Source organism: Arthrobacter sp. NPDC057009 (assembly GCF_042673905.1).
In the GTDB taxonomy this organism is placed as follows: Bacteria; Actinomycetota; Actinomycetes; order Actinomycetales; family Micrococcaceae; genus Arthrobacter.
On record NZ_JBHUSB010000012.1, the window covers coordinates 139,228 to 164,188 of the forward strand.

Annotated in this window: 19 protein-coding genes; 9 read left to right on the forward strand and 10 right to left on the reverse strand. The window is 64.6% G+C overall.

Annotated features, from left to right (window positions below; translation table 11 throughout):
- Window positions 1-50: 50 nt before the first annotated feature.
- Complete coding sequence (gene aceB, locus ACFTR6_RS14215; protein WP_377958363.1) at window positions 51-1,721, forward strand: malate synthase A; 1,671 nt, start codon at window positions 51-53, stop codon at window positions 1,719-1,721.
- Window positions 1,722-1,930: 209 nt separating this feature from the next.
- Here aceB and ACFTR6_RS14220 read toward each other — a convergent pair whose 3' ends face one another.
- The 6 genes from ACFTR6_RS14220 to ACFTR6_RS14245 all read right to left on the reverse strand — a co-directional run bounded on the left by ACFTR6_RS14220 (window position 1,931) and on the right by ACFTR6_RS14245 (window position 8,770).
- A complete protein-coding gene (locus tag ACFTR6_RS14220) occupies window positions 1,931-3,124 on the reverse strand; it encodes a CynX/NimT family MFS transporter (protein WP_377958364.1) in 1,194 nt (397 codons plus the stop codon).
- 166 nt (window positions 3,125-3,290) lie between these two features.
- The gene (locus ACFTR6_RS14225) at window positions 3,291-4,040 is read right to left on the reverse strand and encodes a ThuA domain-containing protein (protein WP_377958365.1); all 750 of its coding nucleotides are present in this window, start codon (window positions 4,038-4,040) and stop codon (window positions 3,291-3,293) included.
- 1 nt (window position 4,041) lies between these two features.
- A complete protein-coding gene (locus ACFTR6_RS14230) occupies window positions 4,042-5,136 on the reverse strand; it encodes a Gfo/Idh/MocA family protein (protein ID WP_377958366.1) in 1,095 nt (364 codons plus the stop codon).
- Between the two features lie 128 nt (window positions 5,137-5,264).
- Complete coding sequence (gene idi, locus ACFTR6_RS14235) at window positions 5,265-5,810, reverse strand: isopentenyl-diphosphate Delta-isomerase (protein WP_076798940.1); 546 nt, start codon at window positions 5,808-5,810, stop codon at window positions 5,265-5,267.
- Window positions 5,811-6,168: 358 nt separating this feature from the next.
- Complete coding sequence (locus ACFTR6_RS14240) at window positions 6,169-7,110, reverse strand: sugar phosphate isomerase/epimerase family protein (RefSeq protein ID WP_377958367.1); 942 nt, start codon at window positions 7,108-7,110, stop codon at window positions 6,169-6,171.
- A 451-nt stretch (window positions 7,111-7,561) separates the two neighbouring features.
- Window positions 7,562-8,770 (reverse strand): ROK family transcriptional regulator, encoded by a 1,209-nt coding sequence (locus ACFTR6_RS14245; RefSeq protein ID WP_076798943.1) that lies wholly within the window; start codon window positions 8,768-8,770, stop codon window positions 7,562-7,564.
- Between the two features lie 292 nt (window positions 8,771-9,062).
- Between ACFTR6_RS14245 and ACFTR6_RS14250 the strand changes: the two genes are divergently transcribed.
- The 7 genes from ACFTR6_RS14250 to ACFTR6_RS14280 all read left to right on the forward strand — a co-directional run bounded on the left by ACFTR6_RS14250 (window position 9,063) and on the right by ACFTR6_RS14280 (window position 18,519).
- Window positions 9,063-10,313 carry an inositol-3-phosphate synthase gene (locus tag ACFTR6_RS14250; RefSeq protein WP_377958368.1) on the forward strand — a complete coding sequence of 417 codons (1,251 nt, stop codon included), beginning with the start codon at window positions 9,063-9,065 and terminating at the stop codon, window positions 10,311-10,313.
- A 2-nt stretch (window positions 10,314-10,315) separates the two neighbouring features.
- Complete coding sequence (locus ACFTR6_RS14255) at window positions 10,316-11,197, forward strand: SCO3242 family prenyltransferase (RefSeq protein WP_076798944.1); 882 nt, start codon at window positions 10,316-10,318, stop codon at window positions 11,195-11,197.
- Entirely contained in the window at window positions 11,194-12,687 is a 1,494-nt protein-coding gene (locus tag ACFTR6_RS14260; protein WP_377958369.1) for an EboA domain-containing protein, read from the forward strand. Before ACFTR6_RS14255 ends, ACFTR6_RS14260 begins: the two co-directional genes overlap by 4 nt.
- A 15-nt stretch (window positions 12,688-12,702) precedes the next feature.
- Window positions 12,703-13,581 carry a TatD family hydrolase gene (locus ACFTR6_RS14265; protein WP_377958370.1) on the forward strand — a complete coding sequence of 293 codons (879 nt, stop codon included), beginning with the start codon at window positions 12,703-12,705 and terminating at the stop codon, window positions 13,579-13,581.
- The gene (gene eboE, locus ACFTR6_RS14270; protein WP_377958371.1) at window positions 13,581-14,705 is read left to right on the forward strand and encodes a metabolite traffic protein EboE; all 1,125 of its coding nucleotides are present in this window, start codon (window positions 13,581-13,583) and stop codon (window positions 14,703-14,705) included. Before ACFTR6_RS14265 ends, eboE begins: the two co-directional genes overlap by 1 nt.
- A 40-nt stretch (window positions 14,706-14,745) precedes the next feature.
- Complete coding sequence (locus tag ACFTR6_RS14275; protein ID WP_377958372.1) at window positions 14,746-16,146, forward strand: alkaline phosphatase family protein; 1,401 nt, start codon at window positions 14,746-14,748, stop codon at window positions 16,144-16,146.
- 225 nt (window positions 16,147-16,371) lie between these two features.
- Window positions 16,372-18,519, forward strand: a complete 2,148-nt coding sequence (locus tag ACFTR6_RS14280; protein ID WP_076798948.1) for a PQQ-dependent sugar dehydrogenase — start codon at window positions 16,372-16,374, stop codon at window positions 18,517-18,519.
- A 127-nt stretch (window positions 18,520-18,646) separates the two neighbouring features.
- Here ACFTR6_RS14280 and ACFTR6_RS14285 read toward each other — a convergent pair whose 3' ends face one another.
- The 4 genes from ACFTR6_RS14285 to ACFTR6_RS14300 all read right to left on the reverse strand — a co-directional run bounded on the left by ACFTR6_RS14285 (window position 18,647) and on the right by ACFTR6_RS14300 (window position 23,731).
- Window positions 18,647-19,903: an ROK family protein gene (locus ACFTR6_RS14285; RefSeq protein WP_377958373.1), complete on the reverse strand. Its 1,257-nt coding sequence runs from the start codon at window positions 19,901-19,903 to the stop codon at window positions 18,647-18,649.
- A gap of 103 nt (window positions 19,904-20,006) precedes the next feature.
- A complete protein-coding gene (locus ACFTR6_RS14290) occupies window positions 20,007-21,086 on the reverse strand; it encodes a polyprenyl synthetase family protein (RefSeq protein ID WP_377958374.1) in 1,080 nt (359 codons plus the stop codon).
- A 75-nt stretch (window positions 21,087-21,161) separates the two neighbouring features.
- Window positions 21,162-22,214, reverse strand: a complete 1,053-nt coding sequence (locus ACFTR6_RS14295) for an ABC transporter permease (RefSeq protein ID WP_076798950.1) — start codon at window positions 22,212-22,214, stop codon at window positions 21,162-21,164.
- Window positions 22,211-23,731 carry a sugar ABC transporter ATP-binding protein gene (locus ACFTR6_RS14300; RefSeq protein WP_377958375.1) on the reverse strand — a complete coding sequence of 507 codons (1,521 nt, stop codon included), beginning with the start codon at window positions 23,729-23,731 and terminating at the stop codon, window positions 22,211-22,213. The genes ACFTR6_RS14295 and ACFTR6_RS14300 overlap by 4 nt, the downstream gene beginning before the upstream one ends.
- Window positions 23,732-23,885: 154 nt before the next feature.
- Here ACFTR6_RS14300 and ACFTR6_RS14305 point away from each other — a divergent pair, with 154 nt between their 5' ends.
- Window positions 23,886-24,929, forward strand: a complete 1,044-nt coding sequence (locus tag ACFTR6_RS14305) for a substrate-binding domain-containing protein (RefSeq protein ID WP_083706243.1) — start codon at window positions 23,886-23,888, stop codon at window positions 24,927-24,929.
- The last annotated feature ends 32 nt before the right edge of the window (window positions 24,930-24,961 follow it).

Below are 24,961 nucleotides of genomic sequence, written 5' to 3' on the forward strand. Positions count from 1 at the left end.
CTCAAAACGGCATCTACTGCCAGTCAGTTGGGTGTCCCAAGGAGACAGAAATGAACAGCTTCACCGACAACTTCACGATCAACGGGATCACTCTGACTGCCCAGCCGATTTGCCGGCAGGGCGAGGTGCTTACACCGGATGCACTGGCTTTCGTTGCCAGGCTGCACAAGGCCACGGCCGGACGGCGCGAGGAACTGCTTCGGGCACGGCGGGCACGCAGGGACGACATCGCCCGCGGACAGGACCCCCGGTTCCTGCGGGAAACGGAGGAAATCCGGAACGATCCGCACTGGCGCGTCGCTCCCCCGGCCCCCGGGCTGGAAGACCGCCGGGTGGAAATCACGGGCCCGGTGGACCGCAAGATGACCATCAACGCCCTGAACTCCGGCGCCAAGATCTGGCTGGCGGACATGGAGGACGCGTCCACGCCGTCGTGGCGCAACGTCATCCAGGGCCAGCTGAACCTCACCGATGCGCTGGAGCGCCGCATCGACTTCACCTCGCCGGAGGGCAAGGAATACCGGCTCAAGGCCGCCGAGGACCTGCCCACCATCGTGGTCCGCCCCCGCGGCTGGCACCTGCCGGAGAAGCACATGCTGATCAACGGCGAACCCATCGCCGGCGGCATCGTGGACTTCGGCCTGTACTTCTTCCACAACGCCCGCCGCCTCCTGGCCCAGGGCAAGGGCCCGTACTTCTACCTGCCGAAGATCGAAAACCACCTCGAAGCCCGGCTCTGGAACGACATCTTCATCCTGGCGCAGGACCTGCTGGGCATCCCGCAGGGCACCATCCGCGCCACGGTGCTGATCGAAACCATCACCGCCGCGTTCGAGATGGAAGAGATCCTGTACGAGCTGCGGGACCACGCTGCCGGCCTGAACGCCGGCCGCTGGGACTACATCTTCTCCCTCATCAAGAACTTCCGCACCCGCGGCCCGCGCTTCGTCCTGCCGGACCGCGGCCAGGTGACCATGACCGCCCCGTTCATGCGGGCCTACACCGAACAGCTGGTGCGCGCCTGCCACAAGCGCGGCGCCATGGCTATTGGGGGCATGGCGGCCGCAGTTCCCAACCGCAAGGATGAGGCAGCGAACGCCAACGCCTTCGAGAAGGTCCGTGCAGACAAGACCCGCGAGGCAGCCGACGGTTTCGACGGCTCGTGGGTGGCCCACCCGGACCTGGTCCCCGTGTGCCGCGAGGTGTTCGACGGCGTGCTCGACGGCCGCCCCAACCAGCTGGACCGGCTGCGCGAGGACGTCACCCCGGACGACCGCGCGCTCATCAACGTCGCCGCCACGCACGGCACCATCACCGAACAGGGCATCCGGAACAACATCGAGGTGGGCATCCGCTACATCGAGTCCTGGCTGCGCGGCAACGGAGCGGTCGCCATCCACAACCTGATGGAGGACGCCGCCACCGCGGAGATCTCCCGCTCACAGCTCTGGCAGTGGATCTACTCCCGTGCCATCACGGACCACGGCGAGATCATCAGCCGGGAATGGGTGCAGGAGATGCTGGACGAGGAGTTCGCCCGCCTGGAGCGCTTCGACGGTGACCGGTTTGCCGACGCCCGCGACATCTTCGAGGAGGTCACGCTGAGCGACAAGTTCCCCAGCTTCCTCACCGTTCCCGCCTACGCCCGGTACCTGCACGAAGCCCGGGAAGGCATCGATGCCACGGCCGAGGCCATCGAAGACGAACTCGTCGCCGCCTAGCAACAGCCCAGGCACCGCAGCCTGGACCGGCGCAGATTTCCGCCCGCCGGGCCGCCACGCCCTTCGCAACAGGCACCCCGAAGGCCGGGGAGGCGGTCCGGCAGCGGAACCATCCTTGAGGCGCGAACGGACACTTAAGCACCCTGACAGGGGCCACAAGTGTCCGTTCGCGCTTGGGTTTAAGGGAACGTACGACGGCGGGACGCGCCTTAGCGCTGCCGGGGCACCTTGCGCACGGAGAGGGTGGTTGGAATGAAGAACGCCAGCACCGAGCCGAGGATCAGCAGGAGCGGCACCGACCAGGTCCCCGAGACGCTGTGGACGTAGCCCACCACGGTCGGAGCCAGCGCGGCGAAGCAGTAGCCGACGCCCTGGACAACCGCCGACATCCTGCCCGCCGAGGCCTGGTCCCGGGCGAGCTTGATGATCGCAATGAAGATCAGGGTGATGCCGCCGCCCTGTGCCACTCCCCCGAGCGAGGACCACAGCCACCACAGCTGGGGAACGAACAGCAGCCCCAGCGGAACGGTCAGCCACATGGCACCCAAGGTGACCGCGACCGCCGTCGTACTCATGAACCGGGCCGTGAACGGCACACCCAGACTGCCCGCGATGGCCAGGATCTGGAACAGGGAGGAGCCTGCGCCCGCGGCTGCCGGCGCCATGCCGAGTTCATCGGACAGCAGGGTGGGCAGCCAGGCGGTCATGCCGTAATAGGAGATGGCCTGGCCGGCGAACCCAACCGTCAGGCCCGCCGTGATCCATCGCGACGCCGGACGGCCGGCTGCGGGCGGGCCGCCGGAACCGTCGTCGGCCGCCGGGACGAAGGCCCGCCGCCCGGATGCGAAAACCCAGAAACCGATAGCGGCGATGGCAAAGGCCGCCGAGGCCGCAATGGAAGCCCGCCAGCCGGCCAGCTCAGCCAGCGGCGCCGTAACCACGGAGGTGATGAACGAGCCAACGTTCAGGGCAGCCGTGTAGATGCCCATCGCAGTCCCCTGGCGCCGCGGCGAAAAGTCCCGCCGGATGATCAGCGGCACCGCGATGTTGCCCACGGTGATGGCCAGGCCGAGGATGACCGTACCCGCCATCACCATGGCGCCGCTGCCGGCCGACCGGACCGCGACGCCGGCCAGGACCCCCGCGAGCGTCAGGGTGATGGCCAGTTCCGCGCCAAACCTGCGCCCGGCGAGTGAGGCAAGGGGCGCCGCGAGCGAGAAACACAGCACGGGGATGCCGGTCAGCAGACCCAGCTCCACGGGCGAGAACCCCAGTTCCTGCTGCATCGGCCCCAGGACCGGAGCCACCGCCACGAACGGTCCCCGCATGTTCAGCGCGATGAGGCCGATGCAGGCAAGGAGTATCCAGCTGCGGGGAATCGCGGTTCCGGTGGCGCCCCTCATGCGGCGCAGGGGGCAGGAGGCTGGAAGCGGGAACGGGGTTTCATCACTCCTATTGCTATCACGCGGCGCCCCGAACGGCGGCAAGTCCGCTCATGGTTGGGGCCACAAGTGTCCGTTCGCGCTCAGACCCGGGGCCACAAGTGTCCGTTCGCGCTCAGTACGATCTTTAGGGCGTGTTCAGGAACCAGTCGCGGGCTGCGTTGCTGACGCCCGGCTCCTCGCGGAACCGGCCCGGCTGTGCCACCCAGCCAACCCCGTTCGCGATCACCTGCCGGATCTCCGGCTGGTGGTACACGGGGTACTCCTGGTCGCCGGGGCTGAAGTAGAAGATCCGGCCCTTTCCGCGCGTGAACGTCACGCCCGAGCGGAACACCTCGCCGCCTTCGAAGGAGCTGATGAAGATGAGGTCGTCGGGCTCCGGAATGTCGAAAAGTTCGCCGTACATCTCCTGCTTCGGGATGACGATGGGGCTTTCCACTCCGGCGGCGATCGGGTGCGAGGGCTTCACGGTCCACACGAGTTCCCGCGCGCCCTCGTTGCGCCACTTCAGGGAGCAGGTGGTTCCCAGGAGCCGGGTGAAGATCTTCGCGAAGTGCCCGGAGTGCAGGACGACCAGGCCCATTCCGCCCAGGACGTGGCGCTGGACGCGGTCCACCACTTCGTCGCTGACGTCGCCGTGTGCCCAGTGGCCCCACCACAGCAGCACGTCAGTGGCGGCAAGTGTCTCCTCGGAGAGGCCGTGCTCCGGATCGGCGAGGGTGGCGGTGCTGATATTCGAGTCCGGGTAGAAGCCCCTCAATCCATCGGCAATGGCGCCATGCATGCCGTTGGGATACATCTCGGCCATGGTTTCCGGCTGGTTGCGGGCCTCGTGGACACCTTCGTTCCAGACCAGGATGTTGAGTTTTTCAGTCATGTCAGAGCCTCACTTCGCGCTGTTCGAGGGCGGATTTGTAGCAGGCGTCGAGCACCAGGGCACGGGTCAGGGCGAGTGACCCGTCGTGGGCGCCCCACACAGTCTCCCCGCCACGGACGGCCTCCACAAAGTCCTCCACCACGGCCTGGTGGGCCCGGCCCGGCTCGGCCACCACCACGTAGTCGGCGTTCTCGCCGTCCTTCTCCTTGAAGATCCGGACGTCTGCGACGGGTACGTTGGAGGCCCCGACGGCGCGCAGTTCGGCACCGCCGTCAGTACCGTACACGGTGAAGTCCATTAGGTCCTCCTCATCCCGGTAGGCTGCCCAGCCGGCCTCGAGGATCAGCGTGCCGCCGCCTTCAAGCCGGATGAACGCCGAGGCGAAGTCCTCCACCTCGAACTTGTGCGTGGACTTCATGGCGGTGTAGCGGGCGTTGCCGCCCAGGCCGCGGGGGCCGAGTTCGGAGTGCGTCGACGCCGAGACGGACAGCACCTTGGGCTCGCCCAGCAGGTGCAGGGCGTAGTCCAGGACGTGGACGCCGATGTCTGCCAGCGGGCCGCCGCCGGCGAGGGCCGGGTTGGTGAACCAGCTGCCGAGCATGGGGATGCCCTGCCGCCGGAGCCACGACGCTTTGGCGTAGTAGGGCCGGCCCAGCTCGCCGTCGTCAATGATGCCCTTCAGCTTCTGGATGTCGCCGCGGCGGCGGTGGTTGAAGGCCACGTCCAGGACGCGGCCGGCCTTCCGCGCCGCTTCCACCATCTGCCGGCCCTCCTCGCCGTTGCGTGCCAGGGGTTTTTCGCTCAGGACGTGCAGCCCGCGTTCCAGTGCGGCGATCGCGATCGGGGCGTGCAGGAACGTCGGCACGGCCACGCTCACGGCGTCGAGCCCTTCAAGCTCGATCAGGTCCTCCCAGCGCGCAAACGTGTGGGGCACGCCGTACTCGTCCTTGATGCTCGCCAGCAGGTCCGCCTCCATCGCGGCGACCGCGACGAGCTCCACGCCGTCCATGTTCTTGTAGGCCTTGATGTGCTGCTGGCCGGCCCAGCCGATGCCGACGACGCCGACCCTTAGTGGCGCGTTTTTCTGCGTACTCAATGTTCAAGACTCCGTTTCGCTGACGATGCCGAAGCTCACCCCGCGTTCAAACCACACGAACGTGCCTGTTGCCATACTGTCTTGATATCCCTTCGCTGGCTACGCGGCTACCCTTTCGGAACCCAGTCTCAATGCTTTGAAGAACCAGCTAACAGGGTGGGGGCCAGCTCTTTGAGTTGGAGCACGAGCCATGGGCTCAGAGCCCATGGTGCCGATTCCGCTGCTGTGAGCAGATCTGGCACCGAAACCCACCGATACTCGCACACCTCCGACTGCCGGGGCACTATCGAACCCGTCGTGACGGCGGTGAACACAGGGCACAGCTCATTCTCTACAATTCCATTCGGGTCAACAGCCCGGTACCTGAATTCCGGCAGGCGCTCCTGCACGTCGGATAGCTCTATTCCGAGTTCCCAGCGGCCTCTTCGTCGGATCGCGTCCATCATGTTTTCCCCCGGGGCCGGATGCCCGCAGAAGGAATTCGTCCACACTCCCGGCCAAGCAACCTTTGTAAGTGCCCGCCTGGTAACGAGAATTTGCCCCGATCGGTCGAACAAGTAGCAGGAAAACGCAAGGTGCAACGGCGTGTTGTGGCTATGGATTTCCTCCTTGGCCGCTGACCCACAGGCCTGGCCGTTTTCGTCGAGGAGTACTACCTGCTCTTTGTCTGTCATAGCTGAGCCTCATAGGTAACTCCGAAGGGGACCTCCGGCGACAGCGCCGCAGTGTATCTGCCGGCCGCGTGGCGGACGAGTAGTATTCCGGGGCCTGCCATGTCTATCGTCTTCTGTTGTAACTGCCGGACAGCAGCGTCAATACGCTCATCCCGCAGCTCATGACTTTCCACCTCGATATGGATGGGATGTGTAACAGTCATCGGATCCTCCACTACGCCTCACTATGGAGAGCTATCCCCGCCTGCCTGCAGAATATCCTGGAACGCGGGGACGGACGCTGGGCACACGGCGGAAGCCGGGCTGTACGCCCCATAGGAACAAAGCCCGGCTTCCGCGGCGGATACAAGTGGTCCTGTTAGAACCGGATACCCCGAAGGTAGTTGTAGCCCACCTCGGCCGTCTGCAGCGGCGTGACGTCGGGCCGGTCGTTCTCCACGATGAATTCCTTGGGAGTGTGCGCCCGGAAAATGCGTGCGAAGTCGATTTTTCCGGTCCCGAGGTCGGCGAAGTCGCCTGCGGCGTCGCGGTCCTTCACGTGGTACTGCAGGACCTTCTGCGGAGCCTGGAGGATGGTGTCGATGGCGAACTGGATCGGATCCTTCGCACCGACGCCAACACCGGCGGTCACGGCCCAGTAAAGGTCCACCTCAAGGTGGACCAGGCTGGGGTCGAGGCGGCTGGTGAAGATGTCCCAGGGAGTCAGGCCGCCGCCAAGGTCCGTGGTGAACTCGTGGGCGTGGTTGTGGTAGCCGTACTTCACGCCAGCCTGCTGCGCGACAGCTGCTTCAGCGTTCATCTGGTCCGCCCAGCGGCGCCAGTCATCCGCAGAGCTGGAAACCAGGTAGGGCACGTTGATGTGGGTCTGGCCGAGAGTTACAGCGTTGGCGAGCTTGGTCTCCAGGGCTGCCGGTGTGGCGCTGATTCCGTCATGGCTCGAGGAAGGGGTGATGCCAAGCGAATCAAGGGTCGAGCGCATCGCTTCGGCGGTGCGGCCGTACAGGCCGGCGAGCTCTACCTTGGTGAAGCCGAAGCTGGCCAGGCTCGCCAGCGTGGCGTCAACGCCCTGGCCACTCATGATGGAGCGCAGCGTGTACAGCTGAATGCTGATCAGTCCCGGGGGAACCGGCCGGCCAGCAGCCTGGGGAGCCGGAGCCGCGACTGCAGCGGTTCCGCCGATACCGGCGAGGCCGACGCCCACGCCGGCCGCTACTGCTCCCTTAAGGAAGCCGCGGCGATCGACGCCCTTTTCTTCCAGCGAGCGACGAAGGGCGCCTGGGGCATTGAATCCGAAGCACATGAGTTGCCTTTCCTGACAGTAAGTGCGGTCCTCCACCGAATGGGGGGAGGGAAAGCGGGCATAGCTGCATCGCAGCGGCGTGTTGGATGTTCGCGGCAGCCACTGAACGCGGCCAAAGGGCAGGCCACCCCCGGTTAGTTGCTTCACCCGCAGCGTCTTCGCCAGGGGCTCCGCGCTACCATTCCCAGTGATCAGTAACAGACGCGATAGGGGCAGGAACTCATGCGTGCAAAGGGGCTGTGCGCTCTCGCTGGCAAGAGTTCCCTGATTTCACGCGCTTGTAGACGCCTGAAACCCAGGCGGAAAGTATTCGCTTTCCCCCTGGCCGGGCGACGGCGTCTCGCTTACTCGAAGCATTATCACCGTCGATCGGACTTCTGATGTGAGCCTATTCCCGCCTTTTGTTGCGTGTCAAGCAAAAGTCGGCAAGACGCCGGAACAAGTGTCCCGGCTAGCTTGCCTGGGAGCCGGTCAGACCCAAAACCATCTCGTCGATCCGCTGCGGGGACATGGCATGGTGGATAGCCAGCATGCTGGCGCCGAGCACGCCCGCATCGAGCCCTGACGTGGACTGCACAATCTGGAGGTGCTGGGTCGCCAGCGGCATGGTGCGCGAGTAGACCACTTCCCGGATGCCCGCGATGAAGTGCTCGCCCGTCAAAGCCATGGATCCGCCGATGACGATCACTGCCGGGTTGATCAGGCTGATGCAGGCCGAAAGAACCTCACCCACGTCCCTGCCGGCCTGGCGGACGGCATGGACCGCCTCCGTACTGCCGGCTCCAACCAGCCTCACCACGTCTTCGCTGCTGGTTGCTTCCAGCCCCAGAGCGCGCAGTTTCGATGCGACAGCCGGGCCGGACGCAACCGCTTCCAGGCAGTCAGTATTACCGCAGTGGCACGGCGCCCCCGATCCGCTGTGCACCCTGACATGGCCGATATCACCGGCCACGCCGTCTGCACCGCGCTGGAGCATCCCGCTGGAGACGATGCCCGAGCCAATACCGGTGGCGACTTTGACGAAAATCAGATCATCCACGTTGGGCCAGGCAACATTGCGCTCCCCGAGGGCCATGATGTTCACGTCATTGTCCACGAGGACCGGAACCTGGAAGTGCGCCTGCAGGTAGCCAGGGACATCGAAGCCGTTCCAGCCAGGCATAATCGGGGGGTTGATCGGCCGTCCGGTCCGATGCTCCACCGGCCCGGGGAGGCCGATGCCGATGGCCAGGAGGTCTGTCATGGAGCGACCGGAGGCCTGAAGCAGTTCGGACGCCAGTTCAACAACGGCCTGCAGAACGGCGTCCGGGCCCTGCGTCACTTCGATTGCCCGCCCGTCCTCCTGCAGACGGTGTCCCGTGAGATCGGTAACCGCGAGCCGCAGGTGGGACGCTCCAATGTCAACGCCGAGGACAATCTTGCTGCCGGCCTTCAAGGCAATGCGCGAGGAGGGGCGGCCGCCCGTGGAAACCGCGTCGTCCACGAAGCCAACCAACCCAAGTTCCATGAGCGCCTCGATGCGCAGCGTCACCGTGGAACGGGCCAGGCCCATCTGCTCCGCGAGCTCGCTTCGGGTACGCGGGCGTCCGTCTCGAAGAATCTGGAACAGGTCACTCGCTCCGGACGAACCGAGGCCGTTGAAGCTACTTATGTCATCCATCGATCAATTACAGCACATTCGTCGACGGAACGCCCTTGTACCCGACCAGCGTTGGGCTTGAAACGTCAAGCGCTCTTTACCAGGGCGTCACGGGAATGAAGTCGGCCCTAAACCTGACCTGATTCGCTGCAAGTCGCGCCCGCATTTACGGCTTTATATCGAGCGATACCAAACATTCGTTGTTCGGTCGTCATTACTCGTGCTAGGTTTCCTTCTGTGATCGACGCCACCGTTTGGCTCGCTTGTTAGCCCGATCTTTGGCAGACCGCAGCACCACTTCAAGGAGGAAGATTTGCGCAGAAAAACGGACACATCAGCTGAAGGGACGCCAGGCCTGGGCGCGGAATCAAGCTCCCATTCCTACGGCAAGACAGGCATCTGGCTGGTCGGCGCCCGCGGTTCCGTGGCGACAACAGCCACCGTGGGACTGGCCGCCATCTCTGCGGGGCTCGCGAACGCCACCGGTTGCGTCACCGAACAGGAGTCATTTGGCGAAGTCGCGCTGCCCGACTTTGCGGACCTCGTGGTGGGCGGCCATGACATCAGCAATGTCTGCATTGCGAAGCGTGCCGAGGCGCTGGTCGAGTCAGGCATGCTGCCGCTTCACCTCGTCGAATCTGTCCGGTCCCAGCTGGTGGAAGCCGACCAGCGCGTGCGGCCCGGCTACGATTCGGCGCAACAGTCGGAGACGCAGGCTGGAGCGGCCCGCAGGCTGGCGCAGGACATCCTTGACTTCAAGCGCTCCCACGGTCTGAGCCGCGTCATTGTTCTTGACGTCGCTTCCACTGAAGCGCCGGTTGAACCGCTCCCCGAGTTCGAGGACGCAGATCTGCTGCTGGCCGCGCTGGAGGACCCTGCGCGCTCGGTGCTGCCACCCAGCTCGCTTAGCGCCTATGCCGCCGTCCTCGCCGGTTCTCCCTACGTGTGCTTTACCCCTTCCCCTGCTCTCAACCTTCCGGCGCTGCGTGAACTGGCGACGAGGCACCGGATTCCCACCGCGGGACAGGACGGAAAGACCGGCCAGACCTGGCTCCGGTCTGTCCTGGCGCCGGCCTTCGCAGCACGCGGGCTGCGGGTCCTGTCATGGGCAGGAACAAACCTTTTGGGCGGCGGCGACGGCGCCACCCTCGCTGACCCGCTGGCGGTTTCGGGGAAATTGCAGTCCAAGAACCGCGGGCTCCAGGAACTGGCCGGCGGTGCGGTGACCCCGCTCCACATCGACAACGTGCAGGATCTCGGCGAGACGAAGGTGGCCTGGGACCACGTCAACGTCGAAGGGTTCCTCGGATCACGCCTCACGCTGCAGACCACCTGGAGCGCCTACGATTCCATGCTTGCTGCACCCATGGTGCTTGACCTCTCACGCCTGATGGCATTGGCTGACGCCGCCGGAGAAGAAGGCCACCTCCGCGCACTTGGATTCTTCTTCAAGGACCCTTGGGGCAGCGACGAACACTCGTTCGCGGAACAGAGCCGCGACCTGATGCAGTGGGCAAAGACCGCCAGCGCCAAACTGCCTGCCGGCACCGGGAGCCACGATTAGCAGTGAGCCAGACCAACGACTACCTGGAACTCGTCCGCGCTCCGGCCGTCCTTACGGTCCTCGGCGATACGATCGCCGGCGGGTCAGCGGCCGGGCACCGGCTGGGCGGGCGCAGGATGCTCCTCCCCGTGGCAAGCGCCTGCCTGTACGCCGGCGGCATGGCATTGAATGACTACGCCGATCGTGGGATCGATGCCCGCGAACGGCCGGAACGGCCCATCCCCTCGGGGCGCATTACCCCCAAGAAGGCCCTCACCGCGGCGGCTGCCCTTACGGCGGCCGGACTCAGCCTCAGCGCCGCCGGTGGAGGCAGGCGTTCGCTGGCGGTGGGACTTCCGCTCGCCGCCGCGATCTGGACCTACGACCTGGTGGCCAAGGGCCATCCGGTGTCCGGCGCGGTAACCATGGGCTGCTGCCGGGCACTTGACGTCCTCATGGGCGCAGGCTCGGCACACCTCCGCCCCGCCCTCGGCGCGGCCGGCATCATGGGTGCCCACACCGTGGCTGTCACCGTCCTTTCCCACGGTGAAGTCGAGGGAACAACCACGACGACGGCTTCCGGCGTAGCCGCCGGCACTGGCCTGGTTGCCGGCGCCGTGCTTGCCGGTTCCGCTGGCCCCCGCAACCAAGTCCTCCCCGTACTGTTGGCGACCGCCTTCTACGCCGCCCGATGCGCACCGGCCCAGGTGCGGGCTGCACGCAACCCCTTGCCGAAGAATGCCCTTGAGGCCACCAAGGCAGGAATCCGGGCGATGGTCCCCCTGCAGACGGCGCTCACGCTGCGCCAGGGAAACCTGGTGGCGGCCGCAGTGCTCGCATCAGTGGACCTGTTCGGCAAGGTCCTGCGGTCCCGGCCCAGGAAATTGAGGATCAGCGAGTCATGACAGCACCCCAAACCACCATGCCCTTTAGTCTCGGGTACGGCACCAACGGCTTCACAGACCATCCGCTTCCCATCGCGCTGGAGCTCCTCGCCGAGGAGGGCTACGAGGCCGTGGCGCTGACCTTGGGCCATCCTCACCTGGATCCGTTTGCCGAGGATCTGGATGTCCAACTTCAGTCACTGCGGAAACGGCTCCAAGAGCTCGGGCTTCGCGTCGTCATTGAAACCGGCACCCGCTTCCTGCTGGACCCTCGCCACAAGCACCGGCCTGCGCTGGTGGATGACGATGCCGCAGTCCGGGTCGCGTTCCTGCGCCGCGCCGTCGACATCGCCGCCGCCCTGCAGGCTGAATGTGTCTCCTTTTTCTCCGGGATACTGCCGGCGGATGCCAGCCCGGAAACAGGATGGAAGCGGCTGACCTCCCGCGTGGCGGACATCGTTGACTATGCCCGCGTCAGGAACGTCGTGGTCGCCGTCGAACCTGAACCGGGCATGCTGGTGGAGACCGTTTCCGACGTTCTGCGCCTTCGGACGGAACTGGGGAACCCGGACAATCTGCGGGTGACCGTGGACATCGGCCACTGCGTGGTGGTTGAGCCCGGCGGCGTGCGGGGGGCCCTCCTGGAGGCCGGTCCTCTGCTGGCGAACGTGCAGCTGGACGACATGCCCACGCACACCCATGAGCACCTGCCATTCGGTGAGGGCGCCGTAGATCTGCCCCTCGCACTCGCCACGCTGGCGGAACTGGGCTACCGCGGCGTGGCCGCCGTCGAGCTGCCCAGGCACTCGCACGATGCTCCGGGGCTGGCCGCGCGGAGCATCGCCGCGCTTCGCGCCGCGTGGGAGGAATCAGTCCGGGACAGGCACGTTGAACGCTGGCTGGAGGAGAGTACGACGGCGGTCGCAGCCGACCGCGGCACCCTCACCAGGATATTCGCCACGGCTGGCCGCCGGCTGGGCCGCGACCCTCTCCGTCCGGACGTCGACCCGACGGGCGTCCTGTTCGGCACCGTCACCGATCACGCACGGGGCCAGCTGATCGGCCGGCTGCACGAAGTCCTGGCAGCGGATGGGCTGGCTGAAGCTTTGCCGGCCCTGTACGACGGCGGTGACTCCGCAGAACGCCGCGGCGTCCTGAAAGGGCTGGGAGCCTTGGCTGCCGCCACACCTGAACTGCCGGCCGCCGTCGTCGCCGCAGGACTGCACGTGACAGCGCAGGCCCTCCGGACCAACGAAAGCGGCCTGGTTGCCGCCGCCGTCGGTCCGTTCGCAGCCGCCTACCTGGACCAGCACAGCTGGCGCCACGCCGTGCTGAAGCTGATCTTCCTCGGGATCAGCCTCAGTGCCGTAACGGACCTGATGGAACGGGCCGATGACGAGCTCGCCAGGATGGCAGGCGATTTTGCCGCTGAACGCCAGGCCGCAGGACGCCCGGTCCCGGATGACGTCCACCTGATCACCGGGTCCTTCTCCCGCTCTTCGACTTCTTAATAAGGAAAGCCCGCCATGCGCATCTTTGATCCCCATATCCATATGACCAGCCGCACCACCAACGATTACGAGGCTCTTTATGCCAGCGGAGTGCGGGCCCTCGTGGAACCGGCGTTCTGGTTGGGCCAGCCCCGCACCAACGTCGGCTCCTTCATCGACTACTTCGACGCGCTGCTGGGCTGGGAGCGGTTCCGCGCCGCCCAGTTCGGCATCCGGCACCACGCCACGATCGCATTGAACCCCAAAGAGGCGAACGACCCCCGGTGCGTTCCCGTCCTGGAGGAGATCCCCCGCTACCTGATCAAGGAGGGCGTGGTGGCCGTCGGCGAGATTGGCTACGACTCGATGACTCCCGCCGAGGACGAGGCCTTCAGCCGACAGCTGGAGCTGGCGCGTGAATTCTCGCTGCCTGCCATGGTGCACACACCGCACAGGGAGAAGCTCGCCGGTACCCGCAGGACCCTGGACGTGGTCCGTGAGTCCGGGGTTGCACCTGGCATGGTGGTTGTTGATCACCTCAATGAAACCAACGTTGGGATGGTCAAGGACGCCGGAGCCTGGATGGGATTCTCCATCTATCCCGACACCAAAATGGACGAGCACCGCATGGTGGCAATCCTCCGCACCTACGGAACGGAAAAGGTGCTGGTGAACTCTGCTGCTGACTGGGGCCGGTCCGATCCCCTAAAAACCCTCAGTACAGCCAACGCCATGCTGGCGGCAGGTTTCACTGCTGACGACGTAGACAAGGTGCTCTGGCGCAATCCGGTTGAGTTCTACGGCCAGAGCGGCCAGCTGATCCTTGACCCGATCCCTGGTTTCGATGCGGCGGAGCTGCCGGATGCGGCAGCGGGCTTCGAGGGCAACTCGGTCCTGCGGGGGGCACGCGCATAATGCTCCTTTCATACTGCACCAACGTCCACCCTGCCGAGGACTTTGACGGCGTGATCCGTCAGCTCCGCGAGTACGCAGGTCCGATCCGCCGCAGGGCTGGCCTGGAAACCCTCGGCGTCGGGATGTGGCTGCCGGCCGGGCTGGCCCGCCAGCTGGCGGGAAGTGCGGAGGACCGGGCCGCCCTCCGGGACGTCCTTGATACTGAGGGACTGCAGCTGCACACCATCAACGCCTTCCCGTACGGTGGCTTCCATAATGAAGTGGTCAAGCTCGACGTCTACAAGCCGACGTGGGCGGAGCGTGAGCGTCTGGAGTACACGCTGGACTGCGCGGAGGTGCTGGCGGCCCTGCTGCCCGAGGATACAGCCGGGTCAATCTCGACTCTTCCGCTCGCCTGGCGTGCGGACTGGACAGAAAATGACGACGACGCCGCCACCTCGGCCTTTGCCGAGCTGAGCTCACGCCTCCGGGACCTCCGGGACCGTACGGGAAAAACGGTGCGTGTCGCCGTCGAACCTGAACCGGGCTGCATTCTCGACACGGTCGCCGACGTCGTCAGCTGGCTGGCGCCCCGGATCCAACGGGGCATCGATCCGGAGTTCGTGGGCCTGTGCGTGGACACCTGCCACCTTGCTGTTTCGTTCGCCGACCCTGCCGGCGCTGTCCGCCAGATCGACGCCGCGGGCCTGCGGGTCGTCAAGGTCCAGGCATCCGCCGCGCTGCATGTCACGGACCCCTCCGATCCGGCGGCCCGGGATGCTTTGGCGGGCTTTGTCGAACCGCGGTACCTGCACCAGGTGCGTGAGTCGCAACCGGCAGGCATTGTCCCTGCCGACGATCTCGACGAAGCCCTGAGGGATCTGCCGGGGGAAAACGCGTGGCGGGTCCACTTCCACATCCCGCTCCACCACGTGCCCGCGGAGCCACTGGAAACCACCGTGGATGTGCTCCGCCAGACAGTTGCCGAAGTTGATCAGCTGCCGTACGGACCTGAGGTCCACCTCGACATCGAAACCTATACCTGGAGCGTGCTGCCCGGCGCCTCGGTGGGCATCACCGAGGGAATCGCGGCCGAGATCGCGTGGGCGAAGTCGAACCTGCTGGACGCCGCACCGGTCCGCTGACCGAGGCGCGTTCCCTGACACCCTGAGCAAGGAAGAACCTGTGAAACCAGTACTGCTGCTGAACGTCGTTGGCCTGACTGCCAAGGCCCTGCGCCAGATGCCCCGCCTGTCGCGGCTGGCCTCGCAGGGATGGTCCTCTGAACTGGCCACCGTACTGCCTGCGGTGACATGCACCGTCCAGTCCACAATGCTGACCGGCCTGTCACCGGCCCAGCACGGGATCGTGGGAAACGGATGGTACTTTCGGGAACTTGGGGACGTCTTCCTGTGGCGCCAGCACAATAGGCTCGTCAGCGGGGAGAACATCTGGGAGACGGCCCGCCGGCAGCATCCCGGCTACCGCGCAGGAAATATCTGCTGGTGGTATGCCATGGGAATGTCCACGGACCTGACGGTGACACCCAGGCCCATCTACCACGCGGACGGCCGCAAATCCCCGGATGCGTATGTGCGGCCGCCGGAACTACACGACGAACTCGTGACCGAGTACGGCGACTTTCCGCTCTTCCAGTACTGGGGTCCGACCGCGACCATCCGGTCCACTGAATGGATCGTCAACTCCACCCGGCACGTCATGCGGAGCCAGTCACCAAATCTGCTGATGGCGTACCTGCCACATCTGGACTACGACCTGCAGCGCTTCGGGCCGGACTCGCCGCAGGCTGACCGGGCGGCGGCAGAGCTCGACGGCGCCCTCGCGCCGCTCCTGGATGAGGCCGCAGAGCGCGGCTATACGGTCATTGCCGTGGCCGAGTACGGGATCGAGGATGCACGCCGGCCGGTGGATATTAACCGCGTCCTGCGCCGGGAAGGCCTGTTGGAGGTCTACGTGCAGGACGGCAGGGAACAGCTTGATCCATGGACTTCACGTGCCTTTGCCGTCACCGACCACCAGGTAGCGCACGTCTATGTCTCGGACCCATCGGACGTTGAGCGGGTGGCGGCACTCCTTCGCGGGATTGAGGGAGTGGATGAGGTCCTCGACCGTGAAGCGCAGGGCCGCTACGGGCTCGATCACGAAAGGTCTGGGGAATTGGTTGTCATAGCGGAGCCGGGTGCGTGGTTCACGTACTACTTCTGGCTCGACGACGACCGGGCACCCGAGTACGCACGCGGCGTCGATATCCACCGGAAACCGGGCTATGACCCGGCAGAGCTCTTTTTCAACCCGGCGGACAAGTTCGCCAAGGCCAAAGCGGGGCTGAACCTGGTGAAGAAGAAGCTGGGCTTGCGCTATGCCATGAGCACGGTGCCCCTAGATCCGTCACATGTGCGGGGGACCCACGGACGGCTTCCTGGTTCGCCTGACGGTACGCCCCTGATCATTGGCTCCAGCGCCCAGATCCCTTCCTCGGTGGAAGCGCTCGTGAACAGCGGCAGGCAGGTTCCCGCTGCCGCCGTGAAGGGCCTGGTGCTCCAGACGCAGGGCATCGACGGCTAGGCCCAGCCAAAGCATTTAGCTTTTTCAAACAACAAACGGTCTAAGACGCTTAGGCCGCTTTGCTGCGCTATTTTCAGCTCTTGATAATCCACTCGCTTCGCGGGACATGAAAATATCTCGACTTTGTTTTTTGAAACCACTAGGTAAATCGACGCATTTCAATTAGCGTTTTAGGCATCCGAGTCCGGCTAGTCCGGCTCCTCAATGACGAGAAGAAAGTGAACGATGACAGTCAATCGACATGGGATAGCGAAAGCGGGCGCGAGCCTCGCAATGGCGGGCCTGCTGGCCACCGCTTTTGCCGTCGCCCCCGCTCAGGCGCAGCCGGGTGACACCGCTTCAGGTGTGGCTCCCGCGGACAGCAGCTTCCAGAAAGTGACGCTGAACGACACCCCGGGCGAGCCCGTGGACCTCGCCGTGCTTCCAAACAACAATGTCCTGCACACCACCCGCGGCGGCGAGGTCTGGCTCAACAACGACAAGACGGGCCTCAACACCCTGGCCGCGAAGCTCGACGTTTACGAGCATGACGAAGAGGGCCTGCAGAGCATCGCGCTCGACCCCAAGTTCGGCACCAAGGGCAACAACTGGGTCTACCTGTACTACTCGCCCCCGCAGGACACCCCGGTGGATGATCCCGCCACCCCCGGCGTCAACGAGGGCGACGCGCCCTTCAGCGGCACGGCAGCAGACTTCGAAAAGTTCAGCGGATCCCTGACGCTTTCCCGCTTCCAGTTCAACGGTTCCACCATCGACCTCGCTACCGAGCAGCACATCATCGATGTGCCGGTGGACCGCGGCATCTGCTGCCACGTCGGCGGTGACATCGTGTTCGACGCCGAGGGCAACCTGTACCTCTCCACAGGTGACGACACCAACCCGTTCCAGTCCGGCGGCTTCACGCCGATCGACGAGCGCCCCACCAGCAACCCCGCACTCGATGCGCAGCGGACTTCCGCAAACACCAATGACCTGCGCGGCAAGGTCCTGCGGATCACGCCCAAGGACGGCGGCGGTTACACCATCCCCGAAGGCAACCTCTTCCAGCCGGGCACTCCCCAGACCCGCCCCGAGATCTACGTGATGGGCCTGCGCAACCCTTTCCGGGTGGACCTGAACCAGAAGACAGGCGAACTCTACATCGCCGACTACTCGCCCGACGCACGCACCGCCAACCCCCTTCGCGGCCCTGCCGGCACCGGCAAGTGGATGGCAGTCACCGAACCTTCCAACTACGGCTGGCCCTACTGCGCCACCGCAGAACTGCCGTACGTTGACTACGACTTCGCCACCGGCACCTCCGGTGCAGCCTTCAACTGCGCTGCGCCCGTGAACGATTCTCCGAACAACACCGGCCTGCGCGAGCTGCCCCCGGTCTCGCAGCCGGAGGCCTGGTACTCCTACGGCGCTTCCGCCGAGTTCCCTGAGCTGGAAACGGGCGGTATCGGCCCCATGGCCGGCCCCGCCTACGAGTTCGACGAGAAGGCAACCAAGGGCAACGCCCCTGTCGCCTGGCCGTCCTACTACGACGGCAAGTCCTTCTTCTACGAGTGGACCCGCGACTACATCAAGGCCATGACCACGGAAAACGGCGACCTCACTTCGATTGAGAACGTCGTCGACTCCCTTGTGGTCGACAACCCGATCGACATGGAATTTGGTTCCAACGGCGCCCTCTACGTCCTTGAATACGGAGACGGCTACTTCGGCGAGAACCCCGACGCGCAGCTTTCCCGGATCGACTTCATCGGTGCCAACGGCAACCACAGCCCCGTGGCCGTGGCCTCCGGCACGCCGACTGCCGGGGCATCACCGCTGACCGTACAGTTCTCCAGCGAAGGCACCACTGACGCGGACGGCGACAAGATCCGCTACGAGTGGGACTTCAACTCCGACGGCGTCGTGGACTCCGAGGAAGCCAATCCCACGTGGACCTATGAGGAAATCGGAACCTACACCGCGAGCCTGCAGGTCACCGATCTGGGCGGCCTGCACCGCGGGCGCAGCTCCTCTGCCGAAGTGGCAATCGAGGTAGGCAACCAGGCACCGGTCATCGAGTTCATCAGCCCCGTAGCAGGCCAGGACTTCCACTTCGGTGACACCGTCACCTACGAGGTCCGGGTTACGGATGACCAGCCGGTTGACTGCTCGCTGGTCAAGGTGAGCTACATCCTCGGCCACCACACGCACGGCCACCCGCAGACCACCACCTCGGGCTGCACCGGAACCCTGACCACCACCGTTCCCGAAGGCCACGACCCCGCAGTGGATGATCTCTCGGCCGTCTTCAGCGCAAGCTACACCGATGCCGGCGACGCCGCCTCGGCCCCGCTGACCGGAACCGCTGAGGTGGTTCTGGTGGCCGGCAACTGATGCTCTTTCGAGTGCCGATCGTTGCCCCCTAGCGGCCAACCAGCCGCGGGAAAAGCGGCCCCTGTCCCAGCCAAGGCTGGGACAGGGGCCGCTTTTCGTTGCTAGCAGGCTGCAGACTGCTGGGAAATCAGGCGGGCGGAACTTGCCCGCCGCCGTCGTCCTGTGAACCCAGGAAACCGGCAGGATCCCGGATGAGGGGTTCGAAGGCCAGCTCTGCAGCACCGACCAGGATGGAATCTTCGCCGAGAGGAGCGAGCTCAATCGCCACATTTTCCCGGGGACCACGAGTTCCGGGAGATCGCAGGGCATCGCTGAGTGCATCCGGCGCGGCCCGCACGAGGATCCGCAGGAACCCGCCCAAGACGATCAGGGAGGGATTTAGCATGTTGACGATGCTCTTCAGCCCGACGGCCAGCAGCCGGACTTGTCGGGCGATGATTGCCCGCAACTCCTCGGACGCTGAATCGTCCTGGAGTTTCTCCAATACGGCGTCTTCGAGATTCTCCGTCTCACCGGCCGGGAGTCCGACTGCAGCAATTAACTCTTCGCGGGTGACCTCGGCTTCAAGGCAGCCGGACGATCCGCAGTTGCATTCCGCGCCGCCCGTGCGCACGTGCGTATGTCCAAGTTGCCCGGCAAATCCGGTAGCACCACGAATAAGGCGGCCTCCACTGATGACCCCTCCCCCAATGCCGCTCGCCCCTCCGTAGATGTAGACGAGGTCCGAAACGTCGCGGCCCGCACCGAAGGTCGCCTGGGCACGTGCCCCCGCAACGGCGTCATTTGCGGCGATGACCGGAAGCTTCAGGGCATCACTGAGGAGCGCTGTGAGCGGCTGGTCGCGCCAGCCAAGATGCGGCGCCTCAATGACCGTGCCATCCAGGGGATCGACAAGGCCCGGTATGGCAAGCCCAAGACCCACAATGCGGTTCCGGGACGGAAGGGACGTTCGCATCCCCGTGTAGATCGCCGTCACGATGTTCACTACTTCCGGTACCGACGGCGGCCGGACTGTATGGAAGCGGACAGGGTTCACAATTTGGCCGCCAAGAGAGACAAGCGCCACGCTGACAGCGTCAATATCGGGATTGACCGCCAGTGCCAGGGCCCCGGGGCTCGGCTCAATCATGATGCTGGGGCGGCCATGCTGCTGTGCCTGGTCGAGATCGCTCTCGACGACAAGGCCGAGCTGGGCAAGTTCACCGACGAGGGCGGCGATCGTTGATCTGTTCAGCCCGGTAGCCCGGGTGAGTTGCGCACGGGAGACGCCCGCCATGGTGTGCACCAGGCCCAGCACGGTTGAAAGATTGTGCTGACGGGTGGTGTCCCGGTTGTTTCCAAGGTTGGTACCGGCGAGCGTGCGCGCCGCCGACTTCCCTTCCACCCCGGTTCAGGTCCTTCCTGGCAGATCGCCTCGGTGCCGGATTCGTTTTCTCATGATAGCGGCAGAAGGGCAGGATCTACGGAGGGGCACCGCTAAGGTGCTGCTAGTGTGAGTCCACGTCGCTGATGGCGGAGAACAGCATGCGTTTGAGGCTTCTGTGCAGGGCCTCCGGAACACCGCCGGACGCCAGGTGCATTACGGCGAGGTGGGCATTCTCGGTGGCAAGGTTAGCCGCGTAGTCTTTTGCCCCGCAGGACACCAGCACGGACTGGACACAGTGGGCGTCCCGGGCCGTCATATCCTGGAATCCGATCAGTGGAGCGATCCTGCTCCACTCCGGGCGGGTGGCTGCGTAGGAGAGCAGGGCAGTCCGTTTGCCTTCCCGGAGGTCCCCCCAGTTGGTTTTCCCGGTGAGGCTTTCCTTGCCGAAAACGCCTCGCACGTCATCGGCGAGCTGATAGGCGATTCCGGCATATCGTCCGAAGGATGTCAGAGCGGTCACCACCGGTTCGGGAGCCGCGGCCAAAACGGCGCCCGCCTGCAGCGGTGCCTCGAATGAGTAGACCGAAGTCTTCTGGTGGGCCGTCTTGGTGATGTCTTCGATTGAAGGCATCACCGCCGTCCGGCTGAACTCAATATCCAGGACCTCCCCGCCCACAGAGGAGAAGATCGCGTCATCGAGGATGTCGTTCAGGCGCTGGCGCAGGGCCACCGGCACTTCCATGGAGCTCAACAGGCGGTAAGCGCCGGATAAAGCCAGATCACCGGCGAGAAGCCCTGCCGACACTCCGGCGTGTTCTGCGGCTACCGGAGAGACACCGGTGCGCAGGGCCCGGTTCCGGTAGTGACCGGAAACGTTGGGGATACCGCGGCGAACAAAATCGCGGTCAACGACGTCATCGTGAATGATCAGCGCGCTATGAAGGAGCTCGTACGAGGCGGCGAGCGCCGCCGCGCTGCAGAAATCAGTGCCGCCAAGTTGCCGGTACGCCAGCATGACCAACCGCGGGCGGGAGCGCTTTCCGCCCGCGGTTGCCCTTTCAAGTGCTTCCCAGAGGCCGAGATAGGTCGCGTTCACGGAGACAGCGCGCAGCTTCGCTTCATCGAAGAATCTCTGGAGCGCATCCTCGACCAGTTCGAGGTCCGCGTTGCCGTTGAGCGCGTGGTCCACGTTTAGGGTCACGGCACCGCCCTCCGCTTCGTTGTCCTGGCGCCCCGGGGATGCCCGAGGCGGTCTATCTGCCGGCTTCAGGCAAACCTAGCTTTTTCCTCGTCGTGGACCGCGGCTTGCGAAGCGCTGCTGCAGAAGAACTGCGACGACGATGATGAGGCCCTTGGCGAGTGCCTGGACGGAGGTATCCAGGTTGTTCTGGGTGAACACGTTGGTCAGGGTGCTGAAGATCAGTACGCCAAGGACCGTGCCCATGATCGTTCCCCGTCCGCCGATGAGCAGGGTCCCGCCCACAACGACGGCGGCAATCGCGTCGAGCTCGTACAGGAGGCCATGCGTGGAGGTACCCGCGGTGGTTCGGCCAAGCATCATGACGCCGGCGATGCCTGCCGCAAGACCGGCAAGGACGTACAGGTAGACGAGGTGGCGCTTCACCTTGATACCGGCGAGCCGGGAAGCTTCAAGGTTTCCACCGATGGCGATGGTGCGGCGGCCAAAGGTGGTGCGGTTCAGGAGGAACCATCCCGCGATGGCCACGATGACGAAGATCCAGATCAGGAGGGGAACACCCAGCACTTCGGCGCGCATGACCCGCAGGAAGTCCCGGTTACTCACAATCTGGGTGCTGCGTCCGGAGATGAGTTCGGCCAGGCCGCGTGCGCCCACCAACATGGCCAGGGTGGCCATAAAGGCGACCACCTTGCCATATGCGATCACCAGTCCGTTGATAAGACCGGCAACGAGGCCCACCCCGAGCGCCACCACTACGATCAGGAGCCACGACGACTGGTTGGCGGCCATCTGGATGCTGGCCGTCGTCGCGACAACCGAGGTCAGGCCCATGACTGATCCGACGGAGAGGTCGATGCCGCCCGCCGTGATGACAAAGGTCATGCCGATGCTGATCACGCCGATGATCGAGGCGAGCCGGAGGATGGTGAGCATGTTCTCAACGTTGAGGAACCGGTCCCCACTGGTGACTGCACCCACCACGACGAGCAGCGCGAGCGCGATGACCAGCCCCAGGCTGCGGCCGGCGGGCCCTTTCAGGATGCCCTGCAGACGGCTGTCCTTGGGAGTGGTGTGGCCGGCCGGCTCGGTAATTACCGGCTCTGCCACCTTGGTAGTCTGCTCGCTCACGCGGCACTTCCCTTCATGACGAGGTCGAGCACTCCGTGCTCGTCTATATCGCTTGCTTTCGTTTGGGTGAGGACTTTGCCGTCATCGATGACGAGTACGTTGTCGGCGAGGCCCAGAACTTCTTCAATTTCGCTCGAAACGACGATGATCGCCGTGCCGGCCGCCGCCAGTTTGCGGATGAGGGCGTAAATCTCGGAGCGCGCCCCGACGTCGACACCCCGCGTGGGCTCGTCCAGCAGCAGGACCGACGTTCCGTGGACCAGCCAACGGGCGAGGAGGATCTTTTGTTGATTTCCGCCCGAAAGGGTCCGTGCAGGACGGTCCGGATCAGCCGGACGCAACTCCAGTGCGGCGATCTGCTCACGTGTAGTTTCCCGTTCAGCCGCCTCGTTCAAGCGACCGGCCCGAGCAAAACGCTCGAAGGTCGACAGGGTGACGTTCTTGAAGATCGGCTCATCCAGAATCAGCCCCTGGCTCTTGCGCTCCTCGGGCGAAAGCCCGATGCCAGCGTTGACGGCAGACGTCACAGAGCCCGGCCGGAGCACCTTGCCGTTCACGGACACGCTGCCGGAAGAGGCCTTGCGGGCACCATAGATGGTCTCGAGGATCTCAGAGCGCTTGGATCCTACCAGGCCGGCGAAACCGAGGACCTCGCCCGCCCGAACGGTGAAACTGACCTTTTCGAAGTGTCCAAAAAGCTCGAGGTCGTTCACATCGAGCACGACAGGAGCATCGGCCGCCACGGCTTTCCTCTCCGGGAACACATTCGCGACATCCCGACCAGTCATCAGCCGGATCAGCTCGGACTTGGCTGTATCCGTGACGCTGAGCCCGTTTGCCGTGCTGCGCCCGTCCTTGATCACTGAGATACGGTCGCCGATCTGCCGGATTTCTTCGAGCCGGTGCGAGATGTATACGACGGCGATGCCCTGGGCAGTGAGTTCGCGAACCACGCGGAACAGATTGGACACCTCACCCGAGTCGAGGATTGCGCTGGGCTCATCCATGATGATCAGCTTGGTGTCCCGCGACAGGGCACGCGCCATGCTCACGATCTGTTTGTTGGCCGCAGAAAGCGTACCCACTTCTGTGGACGGCGAAAGGTCGCCGTGCCCGAGCCGCTTCAGAAGGCTGCGCGCAATAGCGTTCGCCTTTTTCACGTGCAGAACGCCTCCTGTTGCACGTTCGTGCCCGAGGAGGATGTTTTCGGCTACGGAAAGCCCGTCGACGACGTCGAGCTCCTGGTACATGGTGGCGATGCCCAGATCCAGTGCGGCCGTAGGACCCGGGAGCGTAACTTGTTTGCCTTCCCAACGGATTTCGCCGCTATCCGGCTGGTGGACGCCTGCCAGTGTCTTGATGAGGGTGGACTTGCCGGCGCCATTCTGGCCCATAACGCAGTGAACTTCTCCCGGAAGTACCTGCAGATCGACGCCCTTGAGCGCCTGGACTCCCGCAAAACCCTTGGTGAGTCCACGAACTTCGAGCAACGGCTGTGGCTGATCTTCTTCGAACATGCGACGAACCTAACACATTATGTCGGCGATCGGTATAAGTTCGTCGATTTCGCTTGACCTTCTGTTATTGTGATAGCAGTCACGCACAGTTGCGGGCATGAAAAGGCATGCTGCACCAGGCGAAGACGCACCTAAACTCATTGAGGAGATACACATGCTTGCAGTTCGTACGGGCCGGAAGATGCTCGTTACCACCGCTGCCTTTCTTGCTGTTGGCGGCCTTGTCACCGGGTGCACTGGAGGCGCAGACGCCGCCAACACTCAGCCCACCAACGCATCGGTTGAAGGCAACCAGGCCCAGGGTGACAAGGTAGTCATCGGCTTCTCCGGTCCCGCGGCAGACCACGGCTGGCTCGGCGCCATCAACTCAGCGGCGCTTGCCGAGGCGAAGAAGTACCAGGACATCGATTTGAGGGTGGCCGAGGGAACCAATGACGCGAACCTGCAGATCAGCCAGGTAGAGCAGTTCATCAACGACAAGGTTGACGCCATCGTCCTGCTGCCGACAGACGGCGCTGCCCTGACCCCGGTCGCCACGCAGGCCATGGAAGCAGGAATCCCCGTCATCAACGTTGACCGGGAATTCTCAAGCTCCTTCGCAGCCCGCGCCACCATCCTGGGCGACAACTACGGCATGGGCGTCAGCGCCGGCACCTACATCTGCGAGCAGCTCAAAGACAAGAAGGATGCTGTCGTCGCCGAGATCGCGGGCATCGACTCGTTGCCCCTGACGAAGGACCGCAGCAAGGGCTTCGCAGACGCGCTGGAATCTTGCGGCCTCAACGTGGACAACCGGGTCGCAGCCGACTTCACCGTCCAGGGCGGTGAAGCAGCAACGTCGCAGCTCCTGTCAGCTGCGCCGAAGATCGACGCCATCTGGAACCACGACGACGATCAGGGCGTGGGTGTCCTGGCCGCCATCGACAACGCGAGCCGCAAAGAGTTCTTTATGGTCGGCGGTGCCGGCTCGGCTAACGCCATGCGTGAAATCCAGGCCGGCGACAGTGTCCTGCGCGCCACCGTCATCTACCCCTCCACCCAGGCGGCAGACGGCGTCCGCCTCGCCCGCTTGATCTCCCAGAACAAGGCCATGAGCGACCTCGTGGAAGTGGAAGTACCGAAGCGGATCGTTCTGAACGCGCCGGTTGTCACCAGCGAAAACGTGGAGCAGTACCTTCCGACGGCCTTCGAGTCGTAGGACCGTGAGGCGCGGGTGCCCTGTCGCCGACC

What these genes read in the sequence shown, in the direction of transcription:
- ACFTR6_RS14300 (WP_377958375.1), bottom strand. Translation starts at nt 23,731, where the DNA reads ATGTTCGAAGAAGATCAGCCACAGCCGTTGCTCGAAGTTCGTGGACTC.
- ACFTR6_RS14260 (WP_377958369.1), top strand. Translation starts at nt 11,194, where the DNA reads ATGACAGCACCCCAAACCACCATGCCCTTTAGTCTCGGGTACGGCACC.
- ACFTR6_RS14240 (WP_377958367.1), bottom strand. Translation starts at nt 7,110, where the DNA reads ATGTGCTTCGGATTCAATGCCCCAGGCGCCCTTCGTCGCTCGCTGGAA.
- ACFTR6_RS14280 (WP_076798948.1), top strand. Translation starts at nt 16,372, where the DNA reads ATGACAGTCAATCGACATGGGATAGCGAAAGCGGGCGCGAGCCTCGCA.
- aceB (WP_377958363.1), top strand. Translation starts at nt 51, where the DNA reads ATGAACAGCTTCACCGACAACTTCACGATCAACGGGATCACTCTGACT.
- ACFTR6_RS14305 (WP_083706243.1), top strand. Translation starts at nt 23,886, where the DNA reads ATGCTTGCAGTTCGTACGGGCCGGAAGATGCTCGTTACCACCGCTGCC.
- ACFTR6_RS14225 (WP_377958365.1), bottom strand. Translation starts at nt 4,040, where the DNA reads ATGACTGAAAAACTCAACATCCTGGTCTGGAACGAAGGTGTCCACGAG.
- idi (WP_076798940.1), bottom strand. Translation starts at nt 5,810, where the DNA reads ATGACAGACAAAGAGCAGGTAGTACTCCTCGACGAAAACGGCCAGGCC.
- ACFTR6_RS14265 (WP_377958370.1), top strand. Translation starts at nt 12,703, where the DNA reads ATGCGCATCTTTGATCCCCATATCCATATGACCAGCCGCACCACCAAC.
- ACFTR6_RS14245 (WP_076798943.1), bottom strand. Translation starts at nt 8,770, where the DNA reads ATGGATGACATAAGTAGCTTCAACGGCCTCGGTTCGTCCGGAGCGAGT.
- eboE (WP_377958371.1), top strand. Translation starts at nt 13,581, where the DNA reads ATGCTCCTTTCATACTGCACCAACGTCCACCCTGCCGAGGACTTTGAC.
- ACFTR6_RS14220 (WP_377958364.1), bottom strand. Translation starts at nt 3,124, where the DNA reads ATGAGGGGCGCCACCGGAACCGCGATTCCCCGCAGCTGGATACTCCTT.